General features: G+C 69.5%; 7 protein-coding genes. 4 read left to right on the plus strand and 3 right to left on the minus strand.

The genetic code is table 11. The features are described from left to right. Position 1: 1 nt before the first annotated feature. A complete protein-coding gene (locus QM782_RS06030) occupies positions 2-571 on the minus strand; it encodes an anthranilate synthase component II (RefSeq protein ID WP_415202005.1) in 570 nt (189 codons plus the stop codon). A 475-nt stretch (positions 572-1,046) separates the two neighbouring features. On the opposite strand from QM782_RS06030, the gene QM782_RS06035 reads away from it, so the two are divergent. Genes QM782_RS06035 through QM782_RS06050 form a run of 4 tightly spaced genes read left to right on the plus strand, consistent with a single transcriptional unit; the run spans position 1,047 to position 11,249 of the window. Beyond that, on the plus strand, positions 1,047-2,894 hold the full coding sequence (locus tag QM782_RS06035) for an AAA family ATPase (RefSeq protein ID WP_415202006.1): 1,848 nt from the start codon (positions 1,047-1,049) through the stop codon (positions 2,892-2,894). Next, positions 2,891-3,550 carry a 4Fe-4S single cluster domain-containing protein gene (locus QM782_RS06040; protein WP_415202007.1) on the plus strand — a complete coding sequence of 220 codons (660 nt, stop codon included), beginning with the start codon at positions 2,891-2,893 and terminating at the stop codon, positions 3,548-3,550. Before QM782_RS06035 ends, QM782_RS06040 begins: the two co-directional genes overlap by 4 nt. Beyond that, positions 3,547-9,864 carry an AAA domain-containing protein gene (locus tag QM782_RS06045; RefSeq protein ID WP_415202008.1) on the plus strand — a complete coding sequence of 2,106 codons (6,318 nt, stop codon included), beginning with the start codon at positions 3,547-3,549 and terminating at the stop codon, positions 9,862-9,864. The genes QM782_RS06040 and QM782_RS06045 overlap by 4 nt, the downstream gene beginning before the upstream one ends. After that, positions 9,861-11,249, plus strand: a complete 1,389-nt coding sequence (locus tag QM782_RS06050) for a hypothetical protein (protein ID WP_415202009.1) — start codon at positions 9,861-9,863, stop codon at positions 11,247-11,249. Before QM782_RS06045 ends, QM782_RS06050 begins: the two co-directional genes overlap by 4 nt. 13 nt (positions 11,250-11,262) lie before the next feature. Here QM782_RS06050 and QM782_RS06055 read toward each other — a convergent pair whose 3' ends face one another. Both QM782_RS06055 and trpE read right to left on the minus strand, forming a co-directional pair. After that, complete coding sequence (locus tag QM782_RS06055) at positions 11,263-12,357, minus strand: Acg family FMN-binding oxidoreductase (protein WP_415202010.1); 1,095 nt, start codon at positions 12,355-12,357, stop codon at positions 11,263-11,265. A gap of 103 nt (positions 12,358-12,460) precedes the next feature. Beyond that, positions 12,461-13,963 carry an anthranilate synthase component I gene (gene trpE, locus QM782_RS06060; protein WP_415202011.1) on the minus strand — a complete coding sequence of 501 codons (1,503 nt, stop codon included), beginning with the start codon at positions 13,961-13,963 and terminating at the stop codon, positions 12,461-12,463. Positions 13,964-14,162 lie beyond the last annotated feature (199 nt).

Here is a 14,162-nt window from a genome sequence, read left to right on the forward strand (position 1 = left end):
GTCACTTCTGCTCCAGGAAGTTGCGCAGCATGGCGTGGCCATGCTCGGTCAGGATGGACTCTGGGTGGAACTGCACGCCCTGCACCGGCAGCTCCTTGTGCCGCACGCCCATGATCTCGCCGTCGTCGGTCCATGCGGTGACGGCCAGCGCCGGCGGGCAGTCCTCGCGCTGGATCGCCAGCGAGTGGTAGCGGTTGACGGTGAAGCGCTCCGGCAGGCCGGCGAACACGCCTTCGCGCGTGGTCGTGATCTCGCTGGTCTTGCCATGCATCAGCTGCCGTGCGCGAACGATCCGGCCGCCGAAGGCCGCGCCGATGCTCTGGTGGCCCAGGCACACGCCCAGGATCGGCAGCTTGCCGGCGAAGTGCCGGATCGCCTCGACCGAGATGCCGGCCTCGGCCGGCGAGCACGGGCCGGGCGAGATCACCAGCAGGTCGGGCGCGCGCGCCGCCACGCCGGCCACGTCGATCTCGTCGTTGCGGAACACCTCGACCTCGGCCCCGAGCTCACCGAAGTACTGCACCAGGTTGAAGGTGAAGCTGTCGTAGTTGTCGACCATGAGGAGTTTCATTGACCCGACTCCTTGATTCCAAAGGTGTTTCCAATCCTCGAAAACACGCCGTTATAGCCGACCATCGCAAGAGCGCCCCGGTTCGGGACGTCCGCAGGCCACCCGTCTCTCCCACGAGGGACGGGTGAACAACTTGCCAAAGGGAATCTGCTCAAGGGCATCGGACATCCTCCAAGGGTTGGAGCCGCCGTACCGGAAAGTTTCTGACCTTGCCACCGGGACGGCGACAAGGTTGCGGTCTGCACCGCAGCGACATGCCGCTTCCTACTGGAAGCGCCACCACAGGATTGCGTTGATCGGGGAGGTGGAAAGCATGTGAAGAGCGCAGGATTCTACATGCCGGGCTCGATGCCCGGCCCTCGTCGTTCACGAGAATGGAGACTGCGGACCGGGCGCCACAGCGCCCGGCAGGTGGCTCCAGGATGCTGTGCCCCCTTCCTTGAATACACGAATTGTTACACCCAGGAACACCTACATGACTCTGCCATCGCACGAGCCGCCGCGCTGGCTGCGCGATCTCGTTCGTTTCCTGCCATTGAAAAGCCAGTTCGTGCTGTCGGGCAACGTGCGCGACCTCCAGGCGGTGGAGGTCGCTCCCGGCACGGTCACATCCCAGACGCTGCATCAGACGCTGGGCGACACGCTGCGCCGAGCGGGCTACGCCCAGACGTTCCTCTACCAGCCGCTGATGGGGTTCTCCACGATCACCGCCGCCGGCGAAAGCACCGCGGCGGGAGACGCCATCCTGGCCCAGTTCGGACTTTCGGTCGCCAACGGCCTGGCGGCGGCCGGGCCCGACGTCCTGGGGGCGACGCTGGAGCGCCTGGTGCACCACCAGGGCGAACCTTGCGCACTGGTCGTCGACTTCGCGTCCCGGCTGCTGGCACGCAACACGGACCTGACGCCACCGGAGAACCAGCTGTTCACGCGCGCGCTGATGCTCTCCCATCAGGCGCGCAGTCGCCCGGCAGGCCATGACCGGCGCCCCTTCTTCAACGCGATCATCTGGGTGGTCGAGCGCGAAGGCGATCTGCCGGACTGGTTTCTGGTCGGCAATCCCCGCATCCGCCACATTCCCGTGTCCCGGCCGGACCACCTGGCCCGCCGCGCGCTGGTGCCAGCGCTGCTGCGGCCGCTGGCCGGCTTCGCGCAGGCGTCTGCCGAGGCGCAGCTCAAGGCACAGAACGCCTTCGTCGACGGCACCGAGGGCATGCTGCTGCTCGACTTGAACGCCATCGCCGTGCTGGCGCGGGTGGAGGGTGTCCCGCTGGAGCACGTCGCCGACGCGGTGCGGCGCTACAAGGTCGGCGTGACCGAAGACCCGTGGCTCAAGATCGACCGCGACAAGATCCGCGATGCAGAAGCTTTCATCCGGCAACGCGTCAAGGGCCAGGATGCGGCCGTGGTGCACATGCTGGACATCGTCAAGCGCGCCATGACCGGCGTGGGCGGCAGCCGCCGCGGCAACCGGCCACGCGGGGTGGCCTTCCTGGCTGGGCCGACCGGCGTGGGCAAGACGGAACTGGCCAAGACGATCACCAGCCTGCTGTTTGGTGACGAGAGCGCCTACATCCGTTTCGACATGTCCGAGTTCAGCGCCGAACATGCCGATCAGCGCCTCATCGGGGCGCCGCCCGGCTACGTCGGCTACGACGCGGGCGGCGAATTGACCAATGCCATTCGTGAAAAGCCTTTCAGCGTGGTGCTTTTCGACGAGATCGAGAAGGCCCACCCGCGCGTGCTGGACAAGTTCCTGCAGATCCTGGACGACGGCGTGCTCACCAGCGGGCGCGGCGACAGGGTCTACTTCTCTGAAGCCTTGATCGTGTTCACCTCCAACCTGGGCATCTACCGCATGAACGAGGCCGGCGTGCGCGTGCTCAACGTGTCGGCCGCCGAGCCTTATGCGCAGGTGAGCGAGAAGGTCCACGGCGAGATCGATCGCCATTTCAAATTGGTGCTCAACCGTCCGGAAATCCTGAACCGGATCGGCGAGAACATCATCGTCTTCGATTTCATCCGGGAGGACATCGCCGGGCAGATCTTCGAGCAGATGGTCGGTACGACGCTCGCGGACCTTCAAGTCCAGGCACTGCAGGTGCAGTTGTCGGACGGCGCACGCGACGCACTGCGCGGGCTGTGCCTGCAAGACCTGTCCAACGGCGGGCGCGGAATCCGCAACCAGGTGGAGGCCTACCTGCTCAACCCGTTGGCACGCATGCTGTTCGATGTCGACGCCCGGCCTGGGCAGGCCTTCATCGTGGAGACGCTCGATGCCGAGGGCCTGGCCCTGACCCCCGTCCCGCCCGCCGACCGTTCATGAAGCTCGGCCTGTCTCGGGTGCACTTTCCCGTGACCACGCTCGGGCCCGGCCGCCGCCTGGGGATCTGGCTGCAGGGATGCTCCATCCGCTGTCCTGGCTGCATTTCCGCCGACACCTGGCGCGTCGCGGAGCAGCCGGTGGACGTGGCTGACCTGGTGGCGAGCATCGCGCCCTGGCTTGCCCAATGCGACGGCGTGACGGTTTCCGGCGGTGAACCGTTTGATCAGCCCCAGGCACTGGCGACGCTGCTGGGCCGCATCCGCCAGCTGAGCAGCGTTGACATCCTGGCCTACAGCGGCCATCCCTACGAGAAGCTGCAGGGCTTCCTGGCGGCCTGGCCGGGCCTGATCGACGCGTTGATTTCCGACCCTTTCGAATTCCATCGACCCCAAACCAAGCGGCTGCGCGGCAGCGACAACCAGCGCCTGCACCTGCTCACCGAGCGCGGCCGCGAACGCTTCGCGGGCTATGACGAACAACCGGCCGGCCCGGCAGACCGCCAACTCGATGTCATGCTCGACGACGAGGGCGTGGTCTGGCTGGCAGGCATCCCGCGCCGCGGGGACATGCAGCGCCTGCAGGATCTGCTGCGGGCACAAGGCCATTTCTCAATCACCTCCGAAGCGCCCGTTGCGGTATGCAAGACGCCACGATGATCCGTTTCTGCCCCAACTGCGCGACGGAGCGTCCGCTGTTCGAGATGTTCTGCGAAGGCTCGGTCGACGGCCGGCGCTGCGACTGGAGCCTGGCCGAGGTGCCGATCCGGCCCGCCGGATGGCGGCCGGCCGTCGTCGTTCCGGTCCAGCCGCCGGCACCGGACGAGCCGCCGCTGACCTGCACCAACGGTCACGCCATGGATGCAGGCGACCTGATCTGCGCGCAGTGCGGCGCGGATGCGGCCGCCATCGATGGCCCGGCGCCGCAATCGGACACCACCACAGGCACGCCGGCGTCATGGGCAGACGACGCGCCGGCCACCACGGCACCTGACGCTGCCGCAGCGCCGTCCGGCCAGGAAACCATCATCGAGGGTTGGCGCGTACTGCGGCAGATGAGCAGCACCGTCGGCTTGCGGGACCGCTACCTGGTCGAGGAGGCCGACGGCGAACGCCGCGGCGTGCTGACGCTGTACCACCAGGGCGCCGAGCCGGACCCTTCGGTCTACGACGCACTCAAGCGGGTTTCCAAGGCCCACGTTCTGGACATCTTCGCCACGGGGCGCTGGAACGAGCGTGCCTACGAGGTCGCCGAGGCGCTGACAGGCGGCACGCTGGCCGACCTGGGCATCGTGGCCACCGGGCCGTCGGCGATCCGGCAGATCGTCTATGAACTCGGCCGAGCCCTGGACGCCCTGGCCGAGGTCGGCCTGCGGCACCGGGATCTGCGGCCGGGCACGCTGCTGGTCCGGCACCGGGATCCGCTGGATCTGGTGATCGGCGGCTATGGCTCGGCACGCCTGTCCGAATTCGACCTCGACATCGTCTCCCCTCTGGAGATCACCCGCTACACGGCGCCCGAGGCCGTGGCGGGCGGCGTGGCCGCGGCCTCGGACTGGTGGAGCCTGGGCATGGTCCTGCTGGAACAGGTCACGCAGGGCCGTTGTTTCGAAGGCATCCATCACCAGGCCTTCCTCATCCATGTCCTGGCCAATGGCGCGCCCATTCCAGATGATCTGGACCCCGCCACCACGATGCTGCTGCGCGGATTGCTGACCCGCGACAGGCTCAAGCGCTGGGGTTGGCCACAGGTCCAGGCCTGGCTCGACGGCAAGCCCATCGACCTGCCCGCACCGACGCAGGAGGCCGAACGCCACCACGCCGGCCCGGCCATCGCGCTGGGTGGAGCGCGCTACCACGCGCCCCGCGCCTACGCCCTGGCGGCAGCCGAGGCCGGCAACTGGGAAGAAGCGCGCGAGCAACTGTTGCGCAGCGTGGTGGTCAGCTGGGCACAGGACGCAGGTGCCGACGCCTCGGTTCTCGCCGGCCTCAGGCGCGTGGCGCGCCACGAGACCCTGGAAGAAGACTTCCGGCTTCTGGCGGCGCTGAAGATCCTCAATCCGGAGATACCGCCGATCCACCGCGGCGACATCGTCACGCCGCGCTGGCTGCTGGCCCATCCGCTCGAAGCCTACGCGCTCATCACCGGGGAACTGCCCGACCTGCTGGATGAACTCGGCACGGAAAGCTGGCTGAGCCAGCTCAAGGCCCGGGCGCATGCGGTGAGAACCCGGGCCCGCCACCTGGCGATCGAGCTGGACGAGGACAGCGCGCGCATCCACCTCTTGAGCACCTCCCGCGCCAAGCTGGCCGCCGAATGGGAGGCGCGCCGCCGCCTGCTGCCCGACACCGAGCACCATGGCCTGCTGGGCCTGATGGAGCGCCGCACCCTGGGCGAGGAAGACCTGATCGTCCTGCTGAGTGCGTCGATCGGCCAGTTCCGCTCCTGCGATGCCCTGGTGGAAGAAGCCAGGCTGCTGGCGCTGGCCAACGGCGTCCACCAGTTCTCGGAGCGCGCAGCGCAGGAACTCGTGCGCTGGCCGCGCAACGAGATCATGCAGGCCGTGGCCGAGCGCACCGAAGGGTTCGCACGCTGCGCCAACCCGGCCGTCAATGGCTGGGCGGACGACTTCCGCCTGGAAAGGCGGATACCGATCGCACGGGCGCTGGTGCTGCTGTCCATCCCCCAGGCGCAATGGCAGGCGCTGCAGAAGCAGGCGTACGTCACCCAGATCCTGGACTTCTTCGAGAAAAAGATCGTCAGCACCGTCATGCGCGGCCCGCTCGTCCGCATGACGATCGGCAAGACCACCACGCGGGTCGACCTGGCCGAACTGCGCACGCCGCGCATGGACCCGGCCGCGCTGCTGGATCACCTTCTGCAGCGCAACGACCGCGCGATCGCGCTGGACCCGGCCGCCTTCGACGCGCCCGAGAGTTCGGTCAGGGCACGCCTGCAAAGCCTGGAGCGCCACACGCAACTGCACAAGCGCGACACGGGCATCGATGGGCTCTACCTGGGTTTCCCGTTCCTGCTGACGCGCGATGCCAAGGCCGGCGCCACGACGCGCATCGCACCGGTTCTGCTGTGGCCGGCCCGCGTGCACCACGAGCTGGGCTCGCGTGGCCGCGTCAACATCGCGTTTGACAGCGAACGCGAGGAGGTGCGCCTCAATCCTGCCCTGGAGGGACTCGTCGGGCCGGAATCGATCGTTCGCTGGCGCAAGGCCGTCGACGAGTTGCTGGGCCGGTCTGCCCTGCGCGCGGCAGATGTCATCGATGCACTGGGAAACCTCGCGACGCCGCGCAACCGGTCGCTCATGGCGCTGCCAAACCCGAAGGTCCAGGTGCCGGTCCGCAGCATGGAACTGGAATGCGCGGCCGTCCTGTTCCACGTCACCTTCATCGGCCAGGCGATCGGCGAGGACATCCGCCAGCTGAAGTCGATACCGTCCGCCGGCACCGGCCTGGAGACGGCCCTGCGCCTGAACACCGAGACGCCACCGTCGAATGCGGCACTGCCAACCCCGCGCGAGGCGGACCGCTTCTTCACGGTGCACAGCGACCCATCGCAAGAGGAGGCGGTGCTGCGCGCCCGGGCCGCCCCTGGCCTGGTCGTCGAAGGCCCGCCCGGCACCGGCAAGAGCCAGACCATCGTGAACATGGTGGGCGACGCCATCGGCCGCCGCCAGAGCCTGCTGATCGTCTGCCAGAAGCACGCGGCCCTGGAGGTGGTGCACAAGCGCCTCGTCGCGGAAGGCCTGGGCAACCGGGTCGTCATGATCAACGACGTGAACAAGGACCGCAACCCGGTCATCAAGGCCGTGCGCGAGCAGGTGGAAGCCTTGCTGCGGCGCAAGACCGATCCTGCCGCCCCCATCCGCCGCAGCCGCCAGGAGACGGGCGCACGCATCGAAGCGCTCGAAGGCGCCCTGGACCGCCATCACCTGGCCTTGCACCACATCGACGAACGGATCGGGGTGAGCTACCGCACGCTGCTGGGCGAACTGATCCGGCTGGAATCGCCGAAGCCGCCGCTCGATGTGCCGGCGCTTCGGTCCAGGCTGGAGCGCCTGAACAGCGGTGAGCTGGCGACGCTGGAAGAAGAAATCGCACCCATCGTCAGGCATTGGCTGCCGGCCCGGATCGAAGGCAGCGCCCTGGCCCAGTTGCAGCCCTTCGCCGCCGATCCAGCCACCCTGGCCGACTTCGGCGATGCGTTCCAGGCGTTTGCGCAGGCCGAAGCGACTCGCTCAGATGAACTGGTCGCCCGGCAGGCAGGATTTGAAGTCGATGACCCCGCGCCGCACCGCCAGTGGCTCGCCACGCATGGGCGTCAATTCCTGGACCTGGCGGACGACGACCGTGCAAGACTGGCCCGTTGGCTCAGGCTCTTTCGCGCCCCCCCGGCGCCGCCACCTGCCCAGGAGATCATGGACGCGCTGGGCCGCGTGCGTGACACGCTCGCGGCCTGCTCGATCGAGCACCACGACCTGCGGCTGTCGCCGGTCTTGTGCCGCATGCCCACGGACGCGCTGGAGCAGCTGCGGAATCGGGCCGCCGAGGCCATGCCGACGGCCAGCATCCTGGCGCGACTCAACCCGATGCGCTACCTGCGCAAGCGCCGCCTGCAGGCCTTTCTGGTGGTCGCAGGCGACATCGCCTCCCCCGCCCGCATCGACGCGCTGCTGGCTGCGACGCAGCTGGAATTGCAGTTGCGCCCGCTGCGCACCTCGCTGCAAAACCTGCATGTCCAGCTGCAGTTACCGGAAGTCGGTCAGGACGCCGTTCTCGATTTGGCGCCGACGGTGGCTGGAACACTGCACGCGCTGCAGCGCATCGCCCTTCTGGCGTCGCACCTGGCCGCGGCCCCCTGGCCGGACGCGCTGGACAAGACCGCCCTGCTCGGTTCGCGCGAGGCGTTCCTGCGGCTCTATGCCGAATACGACAGCGCCTTTGCCCGCTGCGAGATGCGTGCGTCGAGCCAAGCGGCCTTGCAGCGGCTGGACAGCTGGATGCAACCCGATTGGCTCGCCGCCTGCGCGCAGGCCATCGCCCGCAACGAGACCGCAGCGGGCCTGGTGCGGCCGATCCAGGCGGCCCTGCCGACCTTGGCGGCGTACCAGCATTTCCGCGGGCGGGCTGCACGCCTGAGCGAGGAAGCGCTCGCGATCCTGGGCATTCTTCGCACCAAGGAAGCCCAACTGGCAGCCCTGCCCGCCCCGGAACTCGAGGGCGAGGTCCGGCGCCTGGTCAATCGGGAGGCCCGGCTGGGATGGAAACGCGCGATCGAGCAGGCCACGCCGGAACTGGTGATCGAGCGCGAGGAACTGGAGGCCAAGGTCTCCCACCTGGCCGCATTGGACGAGCAGATGCGCACACTCAACCGCCAGTTGCTGCGGGAGGACTATGACCTGGCGGCGATCCGTCCGCTCAAGGAATGGGAGGACATCACGCGCCTGACCGGCCAGCGCGCCCGGCGCCTGCGCGAGTTCATCGAGTCGGGCGCCGGCCTAGGGCTGATGGCCCTCAGGCCGGTCTGGCTGATGAACCCGGACGTGGCGAGCCGGGTGCTGCCGCTGAAGGCGGCGCTCTTCGACACGATCATCTATGACGAGGCCTCCCAGATGCCGGTCGAATACGCGCTGCCGTCGCTCTACCGGGCCCGCGTGACGGTGGTCAGCGGCGACGAGAAACAGATGCCGCCGACGGCGTTCTTCGCCAGCAAGGTGGAAAGCGACGAGGCGCAGGCTTTTGACGGCGAAGGGCCCGACGAGGATGCCACGGAGGAAGAACGCGAGACTTTCGACGAGACCTGGAACCGGCGCGAGATCAAGGACTGCCCGGACCTGCTCCAACTGGCGCGGACCAGCCTGCCCAACTCGCGGCTGCAGATCCATTACCGCTCCGCGTACCGCGAACTGATCAACTACTCGAACGCGGCCTTCTATGGCAACGACCTGAGCGTTCCGGTGCGCCACTCCGACAAGACCATCGCCTCGGTCCGGCCCATCGAGATGGTCAGGGTCGACGGTGTCTACCAGGATCAGACGAACCCGGCGGAAGCCGAGCGGGTGGTCGACATCCTGGCGGAGCTCTGGAAGCAGCCCTACGCGGACCGGCCGTCGGTGGGGATCGTGACCTTCAACCGCAGGCAGGCGGACCTGATCGAGGAGGCGCTGGAAGCGCGCGCCGAAATCGACGCCGATTTCAGGGCAGCCTACCGCCTGGAGAGCCAGCGCAACGAGGATGGCGAAGACATGGCGGTGTTCGTCAAGAACGTGGAGAACGTCCAGGGCGACGAGCGCGACGTGATCGTGTTCTCCTCGACATTCGGGCGCAACCAGCAAGGCACCTTCCGCCGCTTCTTCGGCGTCCTCGGACAAAAGGGCGGCGAACGCCGGCTCAACGTGGCCGTGACCCGCTCACGCCGCAAGATCTACATGGTGACGTCGATGCCCATCAACGACATCTCGGATGCCCTGGCCACGCGCCGCAAGCTGGCGACGCCGAGGGATTTCCTGCAGGGCTACATGGCGTACGCACGCAGCATCTCCTGCGGCGACTTCGCGAGTGCCCGAGCGCTGCTGTCGCACTGGGCGGCTCCCCGGCCCGAATCGGCCCAGGCCGGCCGGCACGCCGAAGACGGGTTCAGCCTGGCCGTGGGCGAGTATCTGAAGGCACTGGGGCGCACGGTGGCTGCGGCGACGGCGGACGATGCCTTCGGCCTGGATTTCGCGATCGAACACCCGTCGACCGGCCTGTTCGCCATTGGCATCGAATGCGATTCGCCGCGCCATGATCTGCTGCGGCAGGCCCGTGCGCGCGAGGTGTGGCGGCCGGCGGTGCTGCGCCGCGCCGTGCCGGTGATCCATCGGGTGTCGTCGCAAGGCTGGTACCACGACGGCGCTGCCGAGCGCCGCCGCCTGCAGGAAGCGATCGACAAGGCCATGGCACTGGGGGCATCGCAATGAGCGGGCCCAAGGTGGTACGGATCGTCACCCGCGAAGAGCGCCGGGCCCAATCCATCGCGATTGCAGGCCAATTGGAAAAGGCCCTGCACCGCTGGCGCACGGGCGCGCAGGCAGCCGGCGAACTGGATGAGGCCGAACTGGCCGGCACGCTGGCGCGCCATCGGCAACTGCGTGCGATGCTCGACGCCGACGAGTTCAGCCACTTCAACCAGCAGGCGGGCCACGAGATCGCGTTCCTGGCGTCGGACCTGGAACAGCGGCGCGAGCGTGCGTCGGCCCGGCGTGCCAGCGAGCGCCTGGCCAAACGGCGCGCCGGCCAGAATGCCCGCACGCTGCTGCAGGCCCTGCAGGACAAAGGGGTGGCGGTAGATCCCCATGTCATGCAGATCCTGGAACGTGCCGCACGCGGCAAGGCGGAAGCGAAGGCCGCCGAAGCCGCGCTGGCGGCCGGTTTCCGCATGCTGGCGCCAGACGACGAGAAGACGCCCACCCTTTCGCAAGCGCACCGGGATCTGGCCGAGCGTCTCGCGACCGACGGCGTGGACCCGTCGTTCGCCCAATGGAAGGCGGCACAGGAAGCCCGGAAGCCGACAGCCGACGACGACCCGCGGATCGCATCGATCGGCCGGCAACTGGAACTGCTGCGGCTTCTTGGCGACAACGCCATGGCCATCGACGCGTTCGAGCAGCGCCTGGATCGATGCCTGCAGGCGCCCCCGGACAGCCGGACGAGCATGCAGCTGGACAGCCTGGGCGTCGAACTCACGGCGGCGGTGCGCGACGCCCGGAGACTGGAAACGCTAGCCGGCGAGGCCGCAGCGGTCCTCGCCGAACTCTCGGCCCTGGGCGACGAGGCGGCGGCCCAGGTTGCATCGCAACTGCAGGCCGCGATCACCGGGCGCGATGGCTCGGCCATTCAGCAGGCGATCGACGCCGGCCGGGCCGCCATCGCCACCGCCGTGAAGGCCGCCGCCGCCCGCGCACGACGCGCGGCCGTGCTCCAGGGCCTGGCCAAGCTGGGCTATGCCGTCCATGAGGGCATGGAGACGGCCTGGGTGGAATCGGGGCGTGTCGTGATCCAGAAGCCGAGCCTGGACGGCTACGGCGTCGAATTCTCGGGCGCGCCCGACGCCGAGCGCCTGCAGGTGCGCACCGTCGCCCTGGCCCAGGAGCGCGACACCGCGCGCGATGCGGATGCCGAGCACCTGTGGTGCGGCGACTTCGCCAGGCTGAAGGACGACCTGGCGCTGGCAGGCTCCAGCGTCGTCGTCGACAAGGCGCTGGGCGTGGGAGCCGTGCCGCTGAAGGTCGCGCCGGTCAACGGCGCCCATGCGTCCGGAAGGAGCGCCATGGCCGCCCCCCGGGTTTCCGGCCGCGCCGGCTGACCCGTTGCCGCCGTCACCCGGGCGGGCCGGTGCCGTCGTCCAACACCGCCGCCACCTCCCGCCGCAGCGACATCGGCAGCGCCGGCCCGCGGCCGAAGCGCAGCACCAGGTCCGGCCGCAGGGCGGGCTCGCCCGCCACGGCGGCCAGCGCGGGGCGCAGGCCGGGCACTTCCACCGGCTGGTTCACGAAGGCCAGCCGCAGGCCGAGCGCCGTGGCCTGCAACGCGAACTGCTGGCAGGCGCGGCCGAGCTGCCACCAGTGCGGCGGGTCGGCGCGCTCGGCCAGGAACACGGCGATGCCGGCGGACGAATCGACCTGGCGGGCGTAGCGCGCGTTCTCCGCCGCGGCGCCGAAGAAATGCTCGAAGGCCAGCCGGCCCAGCGCGTCCGGCAGCACCGGGCGGCCTGCGGTGGCCGCGAACAGGCCGTCGCCCGACGCCAGCGCGTGGCGCGGGTTGAAGCGCAGCCAGGCCCGCAGTTCGCGCAGGAAGGCGGCGTCGGCCATCTGCGCGGCGTTGCCGGCCACCACCAGATCGCGGATGCGGCCGATGCGCGGCCGGTCGGCCAGCAGCACGCAGCGCACGCCCGGCCAGGCCGCCGCGCGCTCCAGCAGCGCCAACTCGGCCGCGGGCAGCGGCCGGCCGTCGTAGACCGTGCGCGTGCTCTGGCGCTGCGCGATGGCCGGCAGCAGCGGATGCCGGCGCGCCGGGCCCGGTGCGTATTCGTAGCGCAGGCCGCCCGGCATCGGCACCAGTTCGCCCGGGTGCCCGGTGGCCGCGGCGGCGATGGCGAAGTTCTGCGCCGCGCAGCCCAGGCTCACGTGCAGGTGGTGGTCGTCCGGATCGACGGCCGGCGTGCGGCGCGTGGGATCCGGCAGGATCTCGACGGCACCCGGTCGCAGCCTGAAGCGCCAGGGCTGGGTGTTGTGGCTGTTGGCCGCCAGCGTCGCCAGGCGGATGGCCTCGTGCAGATGCGGCGCCGCGATCGGCGCGCGCAAGCGCTGCGCCCGGGCCGCGTAGCCGGCCATCGAGCCGGTCACGCGGCGCCAACCGGCCGCGGCCAGCAGCGCGCCCGCGCCGCCGCCGATGAACAGGGTTCGATACCGCATGCGCGCATTGCAGCGCGGATGCCGGCGCCGCGCCTTGATGCGCGTCAGGACGGTCGCGGCGCGGCGCGGGCGGCCCGGCGGCGCAGCCGGCGGGCCGGGCCGCTTACTCCAGGCCCTCTTCCACCAGCTCGCTCGCCCGCAGCAGCGCCCGGGCCTTGGCCTCGGTTTCCTTCCACTCCAGCTCGGGCACCGAGTCGGCCACCACGCCGGCGGCGGCCTGCACGTGCAGCGTCTGGTCCTTGATCACGCCGGTGCGGATGGCGATCGCCACGTCCATGTCGCCGGCGTAGCTGATGTAGCCGCAGGCACCGCCGTACAGGCCGCGCTTGGTCGGCTCCAGCCGGTCGATCAGCTCCATCGCGTGCACCTTGGGCGCGCCGGTCAGCGTGCCGGCCGGGAAGGTGGCGCGCAGCACGTCCATGTTGGTCATCCCGTCCTTCAGGATGCCCTCGACGTTGCTGACGATGTGCATCACGTGGCTGTAGCGCTCGACGGCGAAGGCCTCGGTGACCTTGACGCTGCCGATCTTGGCGATGCGGCCGATGTCGTTGCGCGCCAGGTCGATCAGCATCACGTGCTCGGCGCGCTCCTTGGGGTCGTTGACGAGCTCGACCTCGGCCGCCTTGTCCTGCTCGACCGAGGCGCCGCGCGGCCGCGTGCCGGCCAGCGGGCGGATCGTGACCTTCTGCTCGCCGGCCTCGGTGACCTCCTGGCGCACCAGGATCTCGGGCGAGGCCCCGACCACGTGGTGGTCGCCCATGTCGTAGTAGTACATGTAGGGGCTGGGGTTCAGCGAGCGCAGCGCGCGGTACAGCGACAGCGGCGACTCGGTGTAGCGCTTGCTGATGCGCTGGCCGACCTGCACCTGCATGAAGTCGCCGGCGGCGATCAGCTCCTTGGCGTGCGCCACCGCCTTCAGGTAGTCGGCCTTGGCAAACGGGCGCTCGGCCGGGTGGGCCTGGGTCGGCCGGACCTGCGGCGCGCTGACCGAGTAGCGCAGCTTGTCCTTCAGCTCGCGCAGCCGGCGCTTGGCGTTGGCATAGGCCTCGGGCTGGCGCGGGTCGGCGTAGACGATCAGGTACAGCTTGCCCGACAGGTTGTCGATGACGGCCAGCTCCTCGCACTGCAGCAGCAGGATGTCGGGGCAACCGAGCTGGTCGGGCGGGCAGCTGCGCTCCAGCTTCTTCTCGATGTAGCGCACCGCGTCGTAGCCGAAGTAGCCGGCCAGCCCGCCGCAAAAGCGCGGCAGCCCGGGCCGCAGCGCGACCTTGAAGCGCTGCTGGTAGGCCTCGATGAAGTCCAGCGGGTTGCCGGTGGCGGTCTCGACCACCTGGCCGTCGGTCACGACCTCGGTGCGGGCGGCGTCGCCGAAGCCGCTGGCGCGCAGCAGCGTGCGCGCCGGCAGGCCGATGAAGCTGTAGCGGCCGAAGCGCTCGCCCCCGACCACGGATTCGAGCAGGAAGCTCAGCTTGCCGCCACCCTGGGTGTGGGCGAGCTTGAGGTACAGCGAGAGCGGGGTTTCCAGATCGGCGAAGGCCTCGACGATCAGCGGGATGCGGTTGTAGCCGTCCTTGGACAGGCTCTTGAATTCCAGTTCAGTGATCACAGCGTGCTTTCGGGGAAGAAGGCGCCGGTGGGGGCGCCTTGCGGTCGACCGGAGCCCTTGCGCGCGGCATCCGCGAAGGGCGCGGGCGCACGGCGCTGCGCCGTGCAATCAGGTGCGGTGCGTCCTCGGCTTGCGCCAGGGCCAGGCTCCCCGGCCCGCGCAAGCGATCGACCTGATGCTGTGAATGGACATGGCCGGC

Source organism: Pseudorhodoferax sp., from assembly GCF_047601025.1.
Taxonomy (GTDB): domain Bacteria; phylum Pseudomonadota; class Gammaproteobacteria; order Burkholderiales; family Burkholderiaceae_C; genus Pseudorhodoferax.

Coding starts and splice junctions, on each gene's coding strand:
- QM782_RS06050 (WP_415202009.1), top strand. CDS start 9,861: ATGAGCGGGCCCAAGGTGGTACGGATCGTCACCCGCGAAGAGCGCCGG.
- QM782_RS06030 (WP_415202005.1), bottom strand. CDS start 571: ATGAAACTCCTCATGGTCGACAACTACGACAGCTTCACCTTCAACCTG.
- QM782_RS06045 (WP_415202008.1), top strand. CDS start 3,547: ATGATCCGTTTCTGCCCCAACTGCGCGACGGAGCGTCCGCTGTTCGAG.
- QM782_RS06055 (WP_415202010.1), bottom strand. CDS start 12,357: ATGCGGTATCGAACCCTGTTCATCGGCGGCGGCGCGGGCGCGCTGCTG.
- QM782_RS06040 (WP_415202007.1), top strand. CDS start 2,891: ATGAAGCTCGGCCTGTCTCGGGTGCACTTTCCCGTGACCACGCTCGGG.
- QM782_RS06035 (WP_415202006.1), top strand. CDS start 1,047: ATGACTCTGCCATCGCACGAGCCGCCGCGCTGGCTGCGCGATCTCGTT.